Annotated in this window: 12 protein-coding genes; 5 read left to right on the forward strand and 7 right to left on the reverse strand. The window is 69.8% G+C overall.

Annotated features, from left to right (window positions below; all coding sequences use genetic code 11):
• Nucleotides 1-12: 12 nt before the first annotated feature.
• A complete protein-coding gene (locus AA0Y20_RS14295; RefSeq protein WP_412935562.1) occupies nucleotides 13-1215 on the forward strand; it encodes a glycoside hydrolase family 27 protein in 1203 nt (400 codons plus the stop codon).
• A 104-nt stretch (nucleotides 1216-1319) separates the two neighbouring features.
• Nucleotides 1320-2786: a DUF222 domain-containing protein gene (locus tag AA0Y20_RS14300; RefSeq protein ID WP_412935564.1), complete on the forward strand. Its 1467-nt coding sequence runs from the start codon at nucleotides 1320-1322 to the stop codon at nucleotides 2784-2786.
• Nucleotides 2787-2859: 73 nt separating this feature from the next.
• Here the strand turns inward: AA0Y20_RS14300 and AA0Y20_RS14305 are convergent, their stop codons facing one another.
• The 5 genes from AA0Y20_RS14305 to AA0Y20_RS14325 all read right to left on the reverse strand — a co-directional run bounded on the left by AA0Y20_RS14305 (nucleotide 2860) and on the right by AA0Y20_RS14325 (nucleotide 7951).
• Nucleotides 2860-3957 (reverse strand): Gfo/Idh/MocA family protein, encoded by a 1098-nt coding sequence (locus tag AA0Y20_RS14305; RefSeq protein WP_412935566.1) that lies wholly within the window; start codon nucleotides 3955-3957, stop codon nucleotides 2860-2862.
• Nucleotides 3954-4733, reverse strand: coding sequence for a ThuA domain-containing protein (locus AA0Y20_RS14310; protein ID WP_412935568.1), 780 nt, complete (start codon nucleotides 4731-4733; stop codon nucleotides 3954-3956). The genes AA0Y20_RS14305 and AA0Y20_RS14310 overlap by 4 nt, the downstream gene beginning before the upstream one ends.
• Nucleotides 4730-5644, reverse strand: coding sequence for a carbohydrate ABC transporter permease (locus AA0Y20_RS14315; RefSeq protein ID WP_412935570.1), 915 nt, complete (start codon nucleotides 5642-5644; stop codon nucleotides 4730-4732). Before AA0Y20_RS14315 ends, AA0Y20_RS14310 begins: the two co-directional genes overlap by 4 nt.
• A complete protein-coding gene (locus tag AA0Y20_RS14320) occupies nucleotides 5641-6612 on the reverse strand; it encodes a carbohydrate ABC transporter permease (protein ID WP_412935572.1) in 972 nt (323 codons plus the stop codon). Before AA0Y20_RS14320 ends, AA0Y20_RS14315 begins: the two co-directional genes overlap by 4 nt.
• A gap of 61 nt (nucleotides 6613-6673) precedes the next feature.
• A complete protein-coding gene (locus tag AA0Y20_RS14325; RefSeq protein WP_412935575.1) occupies nucleotides 6674-7951 on the reverse strand; it encodes an ABC transporter substrate-binding protein in 1278 nt (425 codons plus the stop codon).
• A gap of 260 nt (nucleotides 7952-8211) precedes the next feature.
• Between AA0Y20_RS14325 and AA0Y20_RS14330 the strand changes: the two genes are divergently transcribed.
• From AA0Y20_RS14330 to AA0Y20_RS14340, 3 genes are read left to right on the forward strand one after another with little or no spacing between them, the layout of a single operon-like run.
• Nucleotides 8212-9213, forward strand: a complete 1002-nt coding sequence (locus AA0Y20_RS14330) for a LacI family DNA-binding transcriptional regulator (protein WP_412935577.1) — start codon at nucleotides 8212-8214, stop codon at nucleotides 9211-9213.
• Nucleotides 9214-9226: 13 nt separating this feature from the next.
• Nucleotides 9227-11623, forward strand: coding sequence for a glycosyl hydrolase family 95 catalytic domain-containing protein (locus AA0Y20_RS14335; RefSeq protein ID WP_412935579.1), 2397 nt, complete (start codon nucleotides 9227-9229; stop codon nucleotides 11621-11623).
• Nucleotides 11624-11632: 9 nt separating this feature from the next.
• Nucleotides 11633-12499 (forward strand): A/G-specific adenine glycosylase, encoded by an 867-nt coding sequence (locus AA0Y20_RS14340; RefSeq protein ID WP_412935580.1) that lies wholly within the window; start codon nucleotides 11633-11635, stop codon nucleotides 12497-12499.
• A 63-nt stretch (nucleotides 12500-12562) separates the two neighbouring features.
• On the opposite strand, the gene rbfA is transcribed toward AA0Y20_RS14340, so the two are convergent.
• Nucleotides 12563-13000 carry a 30S ribosome-binding factor RbfA gene (gene rbfA, locus AA0Y20_RS14345; RefSeq protein WP_071919310.1) on the reverse strand — a complete coding sequence of 146 codons (438 nt, stop codon included), beginning with the start codon at nucleotides 12998-13000 and terminating at the stop codon, nucleotides 12563-12565.
• Between the two features lie 132 nt (nucleotides 13001-13132).
• The gene (gene infB, locus AA0Y20_RS14350) at nucleotides 13133-15925 is read right to left on the reverse strand and encodes a translation initiation factor IF-2 (RefSeq protein WP_412935582.1); all 2793 of its coding nucleotides are present in this window, start codon (nucleotides 15923-15925) and stop codon (nucleotides 13133-13135) included.
• Between the last annotated feature and the right edge of the window lie 88 nt (nucleotides 15926-16013).

Below are 16013 nucleotides of genomic sequence, written 5' to 3' on the forward strand. Positions count from 1 at the left end.
TTCGGATCGTCCGTGACGGAGACCGAAGTGCTCGCGAACGCGGAATACGTCGCCGAGCACCTGCTCGCCTTCGGGTGGGACACGATCGTCGTCGACATCCAGTGGTACGAACCCGATCCCGGGGCGCACGACTATCGCGAGGTCTCACGACCGCTGCTGGACGCCTGGGGTCGGCCGCTCCCTGCGCCGGGACGCTTCCCGTCCGCGGCGAACGGGAGCTTTCAGCCACTCGCCGACCGCGTCCACGAGCTCGGGCTGCGTTTCGGCGTCCACCTGATGCGGGGCGTACCGCGCGCCGCCGCCGACGCCGCACTGCAGGTGCAGGGACACCCGACCGCCACCTGCGACTCGATCGCGGACCGCGCGAACGTGTGCGCCTGGAACCCCGACAACTACGGCGTCGACATGACCGCGCCCGGCGCGCAGGAGTACTACGACTCGGTCATGGCGCAGCTGGCCGCGTGGGGCGTCGATTTCGTCAAGCTCGACGATGTGCTCTACCCGCCCGTCGAGACCGCCGAGATCGCAGCGATATCCCGCGCGATCGATCGGTCGGGACGAGCGATGATCCTGAGTCTCTCGCCCGGCAGACGGCTGTCGCTCGCGCACCTCGACACCCTTCGCGAGTACGGCCAGATGTGGCGCATCTCCGACGATTTCTGGGACGACTGGTCTCAGGTCGTCGAACAGTTCCAGCGCGCGGCCCGCTGGGCGCCGTTCCAGCGGCGGGGGGCGTGGGCGGATGCCGACATGCTGCCTTTCGGACGTATCGGCGTGCGCGGCCATGTCGGCCACGACCGCCTCAGCCGCCTCACGGTCGACGAGCAGCGCACGGTCATGACGCTGTGGAGCATGATGCGGTCCCCGCTGATGGTCGGAGGGCACCTGCCCGACACACCGCCCGAGACGCTAGCGCTGCTGCGTGAACCCGGGGTGCTCGCACTGCGTGACGGCGAGGATTCGCGCGAGATCGTCCGCGACGGCGACCTCGTCATCTGGAGTGCGCGGGTGGGCGCGCGCGAGTACCGTGCGGTGTTCTGGCTCGGCGACGGCGCGCAGGACCTCGTCGTCCACCTCGCCGACCTCGGGCTCGCGGGCACGGGGGCGGAGGGTTCGTGCACCGACGTGTGGAGCGGAGAGGCCGTCGAGATCGCCGATGAGCGCGTCACGCTGACGGTGCCGGGTCACGGCACACGGCTGCTCGTCTTCGGCTGACCGTCGGGATGCGCGGCGCGGGTCGATCCCGAGCCGGCCGGGGCGCCGCGGGCGTCTGTGGAGAGCCGCCGGGCGATGTCTGAGGTTCGTGACAGTATTCGAACATGCATTCGAATGACGGGCAAGGCCGCCGGATGAGCGGCGGGATGGGCAGCGACGCTGACGTCGATGCGCTCGCGATGCTCGTCGCGGATGCCGAGGGAGCGGCGGATGCTGCGCGGTTCGCGCAGATCCGTGAAGTGCGGGTGCTCGCCGCGGCCGGGATGCTGGCCGAGAAGCAATCAGCGGGGGCGCCGGAAAAGGTGAAGGCGCGCGAGATGGCGTTGCGTGGCATCGCCGCGGAGCTCGCCGGAGTGTTCGTCGCGACCGACCGCACGTTGCAGCGCCGCATCGATGAGGCGCGCGACCTCGTCGACAACTACCCGCTGACGATGGCGGCGTGGGAAGCCGGGCGGATCGTCCGGGGGCATGTGCGGGTCATCCAGGACGTCGGATGCATCGTGCCCGTGGCCGATCGAGCCGAATTCGAGCGGGTCGCGATCGAACGGTGCGAAGGCGAGACCCCGAACCGGGTGCGCGACGCCGTGCGGATGCTGGCCGAGCGGATGCACCCGCGGTCGTTCACCGAACGACACGAAGAAGCGGCGGCCGGGCGGTGCGTGTGGGTACGGCCTGGCGCGGACGGGATGTCCGACCTCACCGCGACCCTGCCGACGGTGATCGCCGACGGGATCGTCGACCGACTGACGCGACAGGCACGAGAGATCGTCAACGCACGGGAGCAGGCTGACGCCGCGGGTGCCGCGGTGGAAAGCGAGGCTGAGAGCGCCGCGGGTGAGGGGTCTTCGTTCATCGACGACGCCCGCACGATCGACCAGGTTCGCGCCGACGTGTTCAGTGACCTGCTCCTCGCCGGAACACCCGCGCTCGACCCCACCGCAACCGGCGACGGCGACGGAACGCTCGGGGCGATCCGTGCACACGTGCAAGTCGCGGTGTCCGCGCTGACTCTGATGGGCAAGGACGAAGGCCCAGCAGACCTCGCGGGCCGCTCCCCCATCGACGCCACCACCGCACGCCAGCTCGCCGGCAACGCAACCACCTGGGACCGGCTGCTCACCCACCCCGTCACCGGAACCGTGCTCGAATGCGACACCTACCGGCCGAACGCAGCGATGGTGCGGCTGCTACGGGCACGTGACCGGCACTGCCGCTTCCCCGGATGCCGACAACCCGCCATCCGCTGCGAACTCGACCACACCATCGCCGCCTCCCACGGCGGCCCAACGCACGTGTGCAACCTCGCGAACCTCTGCAAGAGACACCACGACGTCAAACACCACACCCGCTGGCACGTACGACAACTCCCCGGCGGAAGACTGATCTGGACCTCACCCACCGGACGGACCTACCGCGAAGACGCACCACCACCCCTCGTCGCCTTCACGGCCGCCTTCACCCCCGCTGGTCCACCGGAACAGCGAGACGATGAACAACCGCCTGGAGCGTTCTCCCCACCACGGTCACCGGGTCGACTCGAGCCACCCCCGAGATCCGTCCCGCCGTTCTGACGGGGGCATCCTCTCCCCCGCAGCCGTTCCCACCGAGGTGAACGTGATGAGGCCAGCACCAGAGCCGCCGGCCTCACGACCGGACGTCGCCACGCGTCGGCGCGCTCCCGAGCTGACCGACGACGTCATCGAAGCCCCCGACGCGAGCGAGCTCCTCGGCTCGCGCCGATGCCCGCTCGAACAGGTCGTCGAACCTGACGGGGGCGCCGGCGGCCGCGGACGCCACAGCCGCCTCGACCATGGCGAGACTGCCGATGTTCCGCGTGATCTCGCCCGAGGGCGCCGGACCGCCGTCGAGAGCATCGACGAACTCGGCCAACGCGGCATCCAGCCCCTCGGCACCGTCCATCAGCGTGCAGGTCCGGGGTCCGCCGTCTCGGGACTGCACCACGACGTCGGTCTCGCCGTCCCAAGCGGCGGAACCACGCGCGGTGCTTCCCCGCCAGTCGCCGTTCCACGAGGTCGTCAGACCATCGGCGCACCAGCTGCCGGAATACGAGAAGCGGCCTCCGTCCGCGAAGCGGAAGATCGCCTCGGCCGCGGCGGCACCGCGATACCAGCTCCACCGGGGCGAGAACTCCTCGCAGTAGACCGACACGGGTTCGCTCGAGAGCAGGTACCGCGCTTGATCGAACTGATGGATCGCCATGTCCACGAGAAGCGGCGAGGGCATCTCGTCTCGGAAACCGCCGAACCGCGGGTTCTGGAAGAAGCGGACGTCGAGTTGCTCGGCGCCGCCGAGATCGGCGAGCGCGTCGCGGAACGCGCGGATCCCCCGGGAGTGCCGACGCGACTGGCTCGTCGCCATCAGGGTCGCGGTCGACGCACTCACGGCGGACAGCAGCAGCGCCTCCGCGACGGTCGGCGTCACCGGCTTCTCGCTGAGGACGGGAACACCCGCCCGAAGCGCCGCCGCGCTCACCTCGAGATGCGCCTGCGGGATCGTGACGTTGACGACGAGGTCGACGTCGAGGGCTGCGAGCGCATCATCGACCGAGCCGAAGGTCGCGACCTCGAGTCCCCGCTCGAGCGCCGCCGCCCGCGCGGCGTCGGCGGCGATGTCGACGAGCCCGACGATCTCGAGATCGGTGCGGCGCACGACCGTGTCGATCCACGCTTTCCCCATCGCTCCCGCGCCGACGATGACGACGCGGCGGGCCTTCTCCGTCACGACTGCTCCTCGCCGTCCCATTCCCGTGGCACGTCCCACTCCCCCGTGCGATGCATCGCGAGCCGGGCAGCGCCGCGCGGCCGGTCGTTTCGAGCCCACCGTGCCGCGTTCGCGAGGACGAGCTGGATGTCCGGCTGGTGATAGACGGGGTAATCCTGGTCACCGGGAGAGAAGTAGAAGACCCGCCCGTGACCGCGGAAGAACGTCATCCCCGAACGGAACACCTCGCCGCCCGAGAAGTTCGAGACGAAGACGAGCTCGTCAGGCTGCGGCACATCGAAGAACTCTCCGTACATCTCCTGTTCGGGGATGACGATCGGCTGCGGCACGCCGGCCGCGATCGGATGCGTCGGCGAGACCGTCCACACGAGCTCACGGTCCTGCGCCTGACGCCAGCGCAGCGCGCAGGTCGTCCCCATGAGGCGAATGAAGATCTTCGAGAAGTGCGCCGAATGCAGCGCGACCAGCCCGAGCCCGCCGAGCACGTGCCGATGGACGCGCTCGACGACGGCGTCGTCGACCTCGTGGTGCAGCAGGTGACCCCACCAGAACAGGACATCCGTCTGCGCGAGCCGCTCCTCGCTCAGCCCGTGATCCGGGTCATCGAGGGTCGCCGTCTCGACGACAGCCCCGTCGCCGAGCAGTCGCCGCAGGCCCGCCGCGATGGTCCCGTGCATCGTGTCCGGGTAGAGCGCGCGAGGGACGTCGTGGTGCTTCTCGTGATGATTCTCGCCCCACACCAGAACGCGGATGGGGGCGGATGCCGTGCCGGTCACCCCTTGAACGCTCCGTCCATGATGCCCGCCACCATACGCCGCCCGACGACGAAGAACACGATCAGCAGCGGCAGTGTCGCCAGGAACGACCCACCCATGGTGAGCGCCAGGTCGATCGACCGGTTCGCCTGCAACTGCTTCAGGGCGATCTGCACCGTGAACAGCTCGGGCGACTTCAGCACGATGAACGGCCACATGAAGTCGTTCCACACCGAGGTGAACGTGATGAGACCGAGCACGAAAGCCGCGGGACGGACGACCGGGAAACCGATGCGCCAGAAGATCTGCCAGCTGTTCGCGCCGTCGATGCGGGCGGCGTGCATGAGCTCGTCATTCAGGGTCGTGGCCATGTGCTGCCGCATCCAGAAGATGCCGAACGCGCTGGCCAGACCCGGCACGATGATCGCCTGCAGCGTGTCGACCCAGTCCAGCCACGAGATGATCAGGTACTGCGGGATCACGCTCAACTGAGCGGGCACCGTCATGGTGAGCAGCACGATGACGAACAGGGCATTCCGGCCGCGGAACTGCAGCTTCGCGAAGGCGAACCCGGCGAGGGCGCACAGCAGCGACGCGATGATTGCGATCGAGAGCGAGACGATGGCGCTGTTCAGCAACGACCGGAAGAACGGCACTGTGTCGAACACCTTCGTCGCGATGTCGAAGAAGTTCAGCCCCGGGTAGAAGCGCGGCGGGATCGAGGTGACGGCGGAGGCCCCCACCGAAGCGATCACGAACATGTAGTACAGCGGGAAGACACTGATCACGACGGCCAGCCCGAGCAGGACGTAGACCGGCCACGGGACCCGGCCGACGCGACCGCCGCCGCGTCGCGGACGCTTGCGGGGCGCGCTCAGTGCGGCCGGGTCGAGGGGGCGCGGCACAGCTGTGTCGACGGCGTCGGACATCATCGGGCCTTTCGGGTGCGGGTGGTCAGGAAGAAGTTGATCGCCGAGACGACGACGACCACGATGAAGAGGGCGACACCGATCGCCGAGCCGTAGCCGAACTCGAACTGGCCGAAGCCCTGCTCGTAGAGGAACAGTGCGAGGGTCTGACACTGGCGTCCGCCGCCGCAGGTGAGTCCCGACTCCGGGGCCACGAGCAGCGGCTCCGTGAAGATCTGCAGCCCGCCGATGGTCGACATGATGACCGTGAAGATGATGATGGGGCGCAGCGACGGGATCGTGAGGTGGATGAACTGCTGCCAGCCCGATGCCCCGTCGACGGAGGCCGCCTCGTACATCTCGCGCGGGAGCGCCTGAAGCCCGGCGAGGTACAGAAGGGTGTTGTAGCCGAACCATCGCCACATCACCATCGACGAGATGACGATCCACGAACCAACCTGCGACGACAGGAAGTTCACCGCCGGGATGCCGAAGATGTCGAGCACCCAGTTGATGAGCCCGAAGTTCTTGTCGAAGATCTGGGCGAAGACCAGGGCGGTCGCGGCGACCGAGGTGATGTAGGGCACCAGCAACGCCATACGGAAGAAGTTGGCCATCTTCAGGGTGGCGTGGTTCAGCAGGTGCGCGAGCCCGAGCGCCAGGAGCAGCTGTGGGATCGTTGAGATGAGGAAGATCCCGAAGGTGTTCACGAACGCGTTCCAGAACCGCGTGTCCTGGACGAGTCGCTCGAAGTTGGCCAGGCCGACGAACGTCTGCTCACCGATCGGGTTCCAGTCGAACAGGGCCACATAGAACGTGAACAGCAGGGGGAACAGACCGAAGATCAGGAAGATGACGAAGAACGGGGCGATGTAGATGTACGGCGCGATCCGCTCGGCGAGCGGCTGTCGGATGGCGCGCCGCGGTGGGCGCTCGCGCCGGGCGGCCTTCTTGTCGATGGTGATGGCGGTGGCAGTGGCTGTCGCAGTCATGATGCGTCCTCGATGAGGGTGGTGGCCCGCCCGCAGGCGGACCACCACCGAGCGGGAAAGGTCAACCGCCGATCGCAGCGCGAGCGCTGGCGACGCCGGTCTGCCACGCGTCACGCGGCGCGACGTTGCCCGCCTCCATGTCGACGAGGGCGTTGAGCAGCGCCGCCCCGATCGCGCTCGTGTCGGGCCCGTTGTGGAAGGACTCGAACTGCAGCACCGAGTTGCTGATGACCTCGCCGATCCGCGAGTCCCCGAAGAAGGGATCGGTGTAGCCGGTCACCTCGGTGCTCTCGAGGGCGCTCTTGGCGGCCGGGAACGTTCCCGTACGGGCGAAGTGCGCCGTCTGACCCTCGGGCGAGAGCATCGTCTCGATGTACTGCCACGCCGCCTGCGGGTTCTTCGCGCGAGCCGGGATCGCGATGACGCTGCCACCCCAGTTGCCGCCGACGCCCGGGATCGAGGCGACTCGCCACAGCCCTTCGGTATCGGGTGCGTCGTTCTTGTAGCCCGACAACATCCACGACGGCGCAGTGCTCACGGCGAAGGCGCCGTTCGCCTTGCCCGGGGCCCAGCCCGACGACCACGCGGCGATGCCGGCGCTGATGCCCGCCTCGTAGGTGCGCACGGCGACGTCGAACGCCTCCTCCACCTGCGGGTTGGTGTCGAAGATGAGCTCGCCGTCGGGTGTGTAGTACTTCTCGCTCACCTGGTTGACGGTCGAGAAGAACACGCTCGTCTCGACGTTGTCGACGAAGGGCTCACCGGTGGCGGCCGTGTACTTCTTGCCCATCTCGATGAAGCCGTCCCACGTCGACCACATTTCGGCGACCTCGTCGGGATCGGTCGGCAGGCCGGCCGCCTCGAACAGGTCGGCGCGGTAGGCGAAGCCCAATCCGCCGATGTCTGTCGGGATGCCGACGATCGAGCCGTCGGCGCCCGTGGCCTCGGCGATCGCCCAGTCGAGGTAGCCCTCGCCGAGGTCGTCGCCTCCGAGGGTGCGCAGGTCGATGAAGTTGCCCGGGTTCTCGATGAACTTCGGCAGCTCGTCGTTCTGGATCATGACGAGGTCAGGAACGCGTCCGCCGGCCAGGGCCGCGGTGAGGGCGGTGGCGGTCTCGGCGGTGCTGCCGACCTCCGACAGCTTCACCTTGGCGTCCGGGTTCTGCTCCAAATACTGATTGACGGAGTCCTGCTGCCCGATTCCGGTGAACGACCAGAACTCGAACTCGGCGTTCGGGTCGTCCGACCCGCCACCGGATCCACCGGATGTGCACGCGGTCATCGCGATCGCGACGACGCCGAGAGCTGCGACGGGCAGGGCCAGTCTGCGACGATTCACAACTGCTCCTCTTCTTTGGGGACATGTGATGTGCGCGGGGCGATCAGAGACCCCACTGAGAGATCGTTCTCTCATGCCGGGACACAGTATCCCGTGTTCGAAAGCCTGGCAAGCCGCAGCATCCTCCGGTTTCGATAACAGGCACCCGTCGGCTGCCTGGCATCCCGGCGAAGTTGCGCACGGCGGCCGCCATCGTGCAAAGATCATCGCGTCGGAGAACGATCTTTTGTCACCGACTCGCATCCGAGGAAGAGGAAGCCATGTCTCGACCGACCATCGTCGACGTCGCCCGTGCGGCCGGCGTCTCACGCGCCACGGCCGCGCGCGTCCTGGCCGGAGCGACGAACGTCGATCCGGCCATGGCGGCCGCCGTCGGCCGCGAGGCGGCGCGTCTGGGCTACGAGACGAACTTCGCCGCGCGCGTGCTCCGAGGCGGGCGCGCCGGCGCGATCGGGCTCGTCATCGCGTTCGACGAGCTCGGCGGACTGAGCGGGACGTTCTTCACGGCGGTCATGAAGGGCGCGGCGAAGGGCCTGTCCTCGGGCGAGGTGCAGCCCGTCCTGCTGCCGGCCGATCACGAGGACCTCGATCGCATCCCGAGGTTCCTGCGGTCCGGAGCGATCGACGGCGCGATCGTCGTGCTCCAGCACGAGATCACCCACCTCGTCGAGCGACTCGCGGATTCGCCCGTGCCGATCGCATGGGTGGGCCGACCCCGGGGCGAGATCGGGCCCGACCCGATCGTGATCGATTCGGACAATTACGGCGGCGGGGTGCTCGCGGCTCGCGCGCTCGTCGAGCACGGGCGCCGCAACATCGGCATCATCACGGGCCCGCTCGACATGGAGCAGGCGCGGGAACGCACCCGCGGGTGGACCGACGAGCTCGCGCGCCACGGCATCGAGCCCGGCCCGATCGTGCACGGCGACTTCACCCTCGACAGCGGCACGGCGGCGATGGCCCGGTTGCTTCAGCGCGTCCCGACCCTCGACGGAGTGTTCGCCTGCTCCGACCTCATGGCCGCCGGCGCCATGCGCGTGCTGCAGGCTGCCGGTCGGCGCGTGCCCACCGACGTCTCGCTCGTCGGATTCGACGATGTCCTGCTCGCGGCGACGAACGATCCGCCGCTGACGACCGTGCGCCAGCCGCTCGAGGAGATGGGCCGTGCCGCGGCCGATACGCTACTCGGCGCGATCCGCGGCGAGGACGTCGAGCGCGTGCAGGTGCTGCCCACGACGCTCGTGCACCGGGAATCGCTGTGACCGCGGCTCCCGCGTGAGCGAGCTTCCCGAGCTCGTCTTCCGCAGCACGGAGCCTGCCGACACGTGGGAGCACGGCCTCGTCGTCGGGAGCGGTCGCGTCGGCGCCGTCGTCCACGGATCCGGCGACGAGCTGCGCGTCTCGCTGGCGCACGAGCGGTTCTTCCTGCCCGCCAATCCGCGGCCCCCGGCGCCGCTGCTGCGCTCGGCTCTGCCGCGGCTGCGGGCGGCACTCGCGAAGCACCACGACCGTCTCGCCGCAGACATCCTCGACACCGCGCTGGCGGAAGCCGGGTTCACCGACCTCGTCTGGACCGATCCGCTCGCCCTCTGCGGGTCGCTGACGGTGAGGACCCCGGGCGGATGCGCCTCAATGACGCGTGAGGTCGACCTCGTCCGCGGGGTGGCGGGCGTGACCTGGCACGACGAGTCCGGCTCCGCGCACCGGGTCGACGTCGTCGCCCCGCGCGACACCGACACGATCGAGCTCTCGCTCGAGGCCGAGGCCGACACCGAGATGCGCGTCCGTCTGGGGATCGCACCGACCGAGGACACCCCCGCTGCGTCGTTCGCCCCCGACTACACGGGAACCGTCACGGCGCGGAGCCGCGCCGGCGAGGTCGGACACCTCGAGATCGTCGACACGGCCGCTCGGGTCGTCGCGACCGTGGCCGCCGCGGTCCCCGATTCCGCCGTCGTCTGGGCGGCGGTCGACGACGCGCTCGAGGTGCGGATCTTCGTGCCGGGCGGTCGGCGGCGGACGGTGCGCCTCGACCTGTCGATCGCCGGGCACCCCACCGTCCCGGCGCCGCCGGCGACCTGGACGAAGCGCCTCCGTTCGCAGGAACGCGATCACGGCTCGCTCGTTGCGGCCTCCCTCCTCGACCTCGACGGTGCGCCCGGCACCGCCGCCACCACGACGGGCGACCTCTGGCGCGAGGCGCGGTCGGGGAACGCCGGTGCCGTCCGTCGCGCCGTCGAGATCGCCTACGTCTCCGGCCGCTCGAACGTCATCGCGTCGACCGGAGAGCTGCCCCCGACCCTCCAAGGGGTGTGGCAGGGCACCTGGAGACCGGCCTGGTCGGCGGACTACACGATGAACGGCAACGTTCAGAACGGGGCCCTCGCCGGGATCGGCGCAACGGGCACCCCCGAACTCGCCCTGTCGCTCCTCGCCCTGGTCCTCCCGCACATCGACGACTATCGCGAGAACGCGCGTCGGATCTACGGCGCCGACGGGATGCTGTTCCCCTCGCGCATGTCCACGCACGGCATCGCGAATCATGTCGACCGCGCCTACCCGCACGTCTTCTGGGCGGGCGCCGGCCCCTGGATCCTCCGCATCGCGGCAGACGTCCTGTCGCTCACGGGCGATCGCTCGATCGTCGACGACCGGCTGTGGGATCTCGTCGAGGGCGTGCTGACCTTCGGCGAGACCGCGACGGTCGTCGTCGACGGCATCCGCCACTTCTCGCCGAGCTATTCGCCCGAGAACACCCCCTCCGGATCGGCGACGCCGCTCGCGATCGATGCCGCCATCGACATCGCGGCCTATCGCGACGCCGCCGCCGCGGCCCGACTCCTCGGGCTCGCGCGCGGTGACGACTCGCTCGACGCGCGGTGGGGGGTGCTCGCGGACAGCCTCCCCCACCTCGCCGTGGCGCCGGACGGAACGCTGGCCGAGTGGCTCGATCCGGCAGCGACCGAACGCATCGGTCACCGGCACGTCTCGCAGCTCTACCCGCTCTGGTACGAGCCGGGCGAGGCATTCGCGGCTGACAGCGCGTCTGCAGCAGCGCTGCGGCAGGCCGCGCGACGCACGATCGACGCGAAGATCGCGTGGCGCGCCCACGACCCCGCTCCCCCGCCCGGTCGGATGGAGATGGCCTTCGGCCTCGGCCAGCTGGGCCAGGCGGCCGCCGCCCTCGGCGACGCCGACTCAGCGGCGCAGTGCGTCGAGTGGCTCGCTCTCCTCCATTGGCGACCGTCGCTCATGACGACCCACGACGCCGGCAGCATCTTCAACCTCGACGCCAGTGGTGCGTTGCCCGCCGTCGTCGCCGCGATGCTCACCGGCTCGACGATCGATACCCTCGATCTGCTCCCCGCCCTTCCCCAGCGATGGCCGCGTGGGACGATCACCGGGCTCCGGGCGCGCGGCGGAATCGTGATCGACCGGCTGTCGTGGGATGAGCACGCGGCGACGGCCGAGCTGCGACGGCTGCCTTCGGCGTCGTGGCTCCGCCCCGCCGGCACGACGACCGTGCGCCTCGGATCCGACTTCACCTGGGAGGACGAGCCGACGCACGCCGGCGGCACCCCGCGCGTCGTCAGGCTGGGCGACACCCCCATCACCCTCCGGATGCGGCGGAGGACGCGAACACCTGCCGGGCCCCCGACGTCGGCATCGTAGGCTGAACGGATGCCCGACCTCGCCTCGCCGCTCATCGCGTGGTACCGCGACAATGCGCGCGACCTCCCGTGGCGGCGCCCGGGGTTCGGTGCCTGGGGCACCCTCGTGAGCGAGTTCATGCTGCAGCAGACCCCCGTCGCCCGGGTCATCCCCCTCCTCGAGGCCTGGCTCGAGCGCTGGCCGACGCCGGCGGACCTCGCCGCCGCCGCCCCCGCCGACGCGGTACGACAGTGGGCCAATCTCGGATACCCGCGGCGCGCGCTCTGGCTGCACCGAGCCGCCGTCGAGATCCGCGACCGCCATGCCGGGGTGGTGCCCCGCGACGTCGACGATCTGCTGGCGCTGACCGGGATCGGCGACTACACCGCGCGAGCCGTCGCCGTCTTCGCATACGGCGACCGGCATCCCGTCGTCGACACCAACACGCGTCGCGTCCTGGCGAGGGCCGTGCAGGGCCGATCGCAGCCCGGACCGGCGGCGAAGCGCGACCTCGTCGACATGGCCGACATCCTGCCCGACGACGTCGTCGCGTCGACGGTCGTGAACGCCGCAGCGATGGAGCTCGGGGCTCTCGTCTGCACCGCCCGCGTGCCACGCTGCGACCTCTGTCCGCTGGCGGACCGCTGCGCGTGGCGTGCCGCCGGCTACCCCGACACGGGCGACACTCGCGTGAAGCAAGCACGCTACGAGGGCAGCGACCGGCAGACCCGCGGCGCGATCCTCCGGGTCCTGCGCTCGGCGACGACGCACGACGTCGCAGCCGAGGACGTCATCGGCGATTGGCCCGATGCCGTCCAGCGCGACCGCGCGATCGACTCCCTCGTCTCCGACGGTCTCATCGAGGCCATCGACGGCCGGCTGCGCCTTCCTCGCTGATCAGAGGGAATCCCCGCTGATCAGACGGAAGAGGGATGCCGCTCTCACGCGGCATCCCTCTTCTCAGTCCTCGTCCTCGTCGGCCTCGCGGGGCTTGACGTACGGGTCGGCTTCTCCCGCGTAGCTCGCGCCCGTCGCGGTCGCCGCCGTCGCGGCATCCCGCTCGCGTGCCTCGCGCAGCAGGTGCTCGATGTGACCCGCGTTCTCGGGGATCGCGTCGAGGATGAACTCGAGCGTCGGGGTCACCCGGACACCGAGCTTGCGCCCGACCTCGCTGCGGAGCATCCCGGTCGCCGCGCGCAGGGCGTCGGCGGAGTCGGCGCGCTCCTGGTCGGAGCCGTACACGGTGTAGAACACCGACGCGTGCTGCAGGTCACCCGTGACGCGCACGTCGGTGATGGTCACGAATCCGAGGCGCGGGTCGCGGAGCCCCTTCTCGAGCCGCTCCGCGACGAGCACGCGGATACGGTCGGCCAGGCGCGACTGACGTTCGCTGGACATACCTTCTTCTCCTTCTTCCGGCCCGCGCAGCGGCGGGCAGAGACAGCGACGGCGTTGGACGTCCGCCCGGCGACGGAGATCCCGAAGGATCCGTCACCGGGCGACGTCCAACGCCGGTGCGCCTGACGAGTGTCAGCCGCGCGGCTTCTCCACCATCTCGGTCGTCTCGATCTCGTCGCCGATCTGGATGTCGTTGTACTTGCCGAGGCCGATACCCGCCTCGAAGTCCGTGCGGACCTCGGTGACATCGTCCTTGAAGCGGCGCAGCGACTCGATGGCCAGACCATCGGCGAGCACGACACCGTCGCGGATGACGCGGGCCTTGGCGTTGCGCGTGATCGTTCCCGACCGCACGATGACACCGGCGATGTTGCCGAACTTCGAGGAGCGGAAGACCTCGCGGATCTCCGCGACACCCGACTGGACCTCTTCGTACTCCGGCTTGAGCATGCCCTTGAGGGACTGCTCGACGTCGTCGATCGCGTTGTAGATGACCGAGTAGAACCGGACGTCCACACCCTCACGGGCGGCGCGCTCACGAGCCTTCGTGTCGGGCCGGACGTTGAAGCCGATGACGATCGCGTTGTCGATCGTCGCCAGGTTGATGTCCGACTCGGTGATGGCGCCGACGCCGCGGTGGATGATCCGCAGCTGCACGGAGTCGTCGACCTCGATCTTGAGCAGCGACTCCTCGAGCGCCTCGACGGCACCCGAGACGTCACCCTTGATGATGAGGTTGAGCGACTCGACCTTGCCCTCTTCGAGAGCGCGGGTGAAGTCCTCGAGCGAGATGCGCTTGCGGGCCTTGGCCAGCTGGGCGTTGCGCTCGGCGGCCTCGCGCTTCTCGGCGATCTGGCGGGCGAGACGGTCCTCTTCGGTGACGATGAACACGTCGCCGGCACGGGGAACCGAGTTCAGACCCTGCACCTGAACCGGACGCGAAGGCCAGGCCTCCTCCACCGGGTCGCCGTTCTCGTCGATCATGGCGCGGACGCGGCCGTAAGCCGTTCCCGCGACGATCGCATCTCCGACGCGGAGCGTTCCCGACTGGATGAGCACCGTGGCCACCGAGCCGCGTCCCTTATCGAGCTTCGCCTCGATCGCGACACCGCGGGCTGCCTTGTTCGGGTTCGCCGTGAGGTCGAGCCCGGCGTCCGCGGTCAGCAGGACGGCATCCAGGAGCTCCTGGATGTTGGTGCCCTGACGAGCCGACACGTCGACGAACATGACGTCTCCGCCGTACTCCTCGGCGACCAGGCCGTACTCGGTGAGCTGCTGACGCACCTTGGCCGGGTTGGCCTCGGGCTTGTCGACCTTGTTCACCGCGACCACGATCGGCACCTGGGCAGCCTGGGCGTGGTTCAGAGCCTCGACCGTCTGCGGCATGATGCCGTCGTCGGCCGCGACCACGAGGATCGCGATGTCGGTCACCTGCGCACCACGGGCACGCATGGCGGTGAACGCCTCGTGACCCGGGGTGTCGATGAAGGTGATCGCGCGCTCGATGCCGTCGTGCTCGGTCCAGACCTGGTACGCACCGATGTGCTGCGTGATGCCGCCGGCCTCGCCCGCGACCACGTTGGTCTGACGGATCGCGTCGAGCAGTCGCGTCTTACCGTGGTCGACGTGGCCCATGACGGTGACCACGGGAGGACGGATCTCGAGGTCGTCGTCGCTCTCGGCCTCCAGCTCGGCGTCGAGGTCGAGACCGAAGCCCTCGAGGAGCTCTTTGTCCTCGTCCTCGGGCGAGACCATCTGGATCTTGTAGCCGAGCTCCTCGCCGAGCACCTCGAAGGTGGCCTCGTCGAGCGACTCGGTGGCCGTGGCCATCTCGCCCAGGTTGAACAGGATCGTCACGAGCGTGCCGGGCTGCACGGTGTAGCCGCGCAGCGCCTCGAGCTTGTCAGCGAAGTCGGCGATCGATGCGCCGCGGCGCAGGCGGATGATCTCGCCGTTGCCCTTCTGGACGTTGACGCCGCCGACGACCGGCGCCGACCGCATCTCGAATTCCTGCCGCTTCGCCCGACGCGACTTGCGCTGCTTGGACTTGCCGCCACCCTTTCCGAACGCACCCGCGGTACCGCCGCCGGGGCCGCGACCGCGACCACCGCCGCCACCGGGACGACCGGCGAAACCGCCGCCGGGAGCGCCGGGACGCTGGAAGCCTCCGGCACCGCCGGGACGACCGGGACCGCCGGGACGCTGCTGGAAGGGAGCGCCGGGACGACCGCCGCCACCGGGACGACCGGCGCCACCGGGACGCGGAGCGCCGGGACGGGGAGCACCGGGACGCGGCGCCTGCGGACGCGGGATGTTGCCCGGCGTCGGACGCTGACCCATGCCCTGCGCCGATGCGAAGGGGTTGTTGCCCGGACGAGGACCGGCGGGACGCTGGCCCATGCCCTGCGAGGGAGCGAAGGGGTTGTTGCCGGGACGCGCGCCACCGGGACGCGGCGGCTGCGAGCCACCGGGCGTCGGACCGGCGGGCTTGGCCGGGCCGGGCTTGCCGGCGCCGGGCGTGGGCGCCGACGGAGCGGATGCCGCAGCGGGGGTCGCCGGCTGCGCGGCGGGCGTCGCGGGAGCCGCAGGAGCGGATTCCACGGGCGCAGCCGGAGCAGCGGGGGCGGCGGGCTTGGCCGGACCGGGCTTGACAGCCGGGCCGGGCTTCGCGCCGGCGGGACCGGGCTTGCCGGCACCCGGGCGGGCAGCACCGGGCTTGGCGCCGCTCGATGCTGCGGGAGCGGGGGCTGCGGCGGCAGAGCCGCTCTCAGCCTCGAGCGCAGCCCGCAGCTTGCGAGCCACGGGGGGCTCGATGGTGGACGAGGGGCTCTTGACGAATTCGCCGAGCTCCTTCAGCTTCGCGAGCGCGACTTTGCTGTCGACGCCGAGTTCGGAAGCGATCTCGTGTACGCGTGGTTTTGCCACAATTCTCCTGTCTGAAGGCCCACCCTCGGACAGGGCGGACCGCTTAAGCGCGGACGGGTCTCATTTCGAGCCGTTCACTTCGTGTCCA

It is taken from the genome of Microbacterium pratiae, assembly GCF_047302165.1.
In the GTDB taxonomy this organism is placed as follows: Bacteria; Actinomycetota; Actinomycetes; order Actinomycetales; family Microbacteriaceae; genus Microbacterium.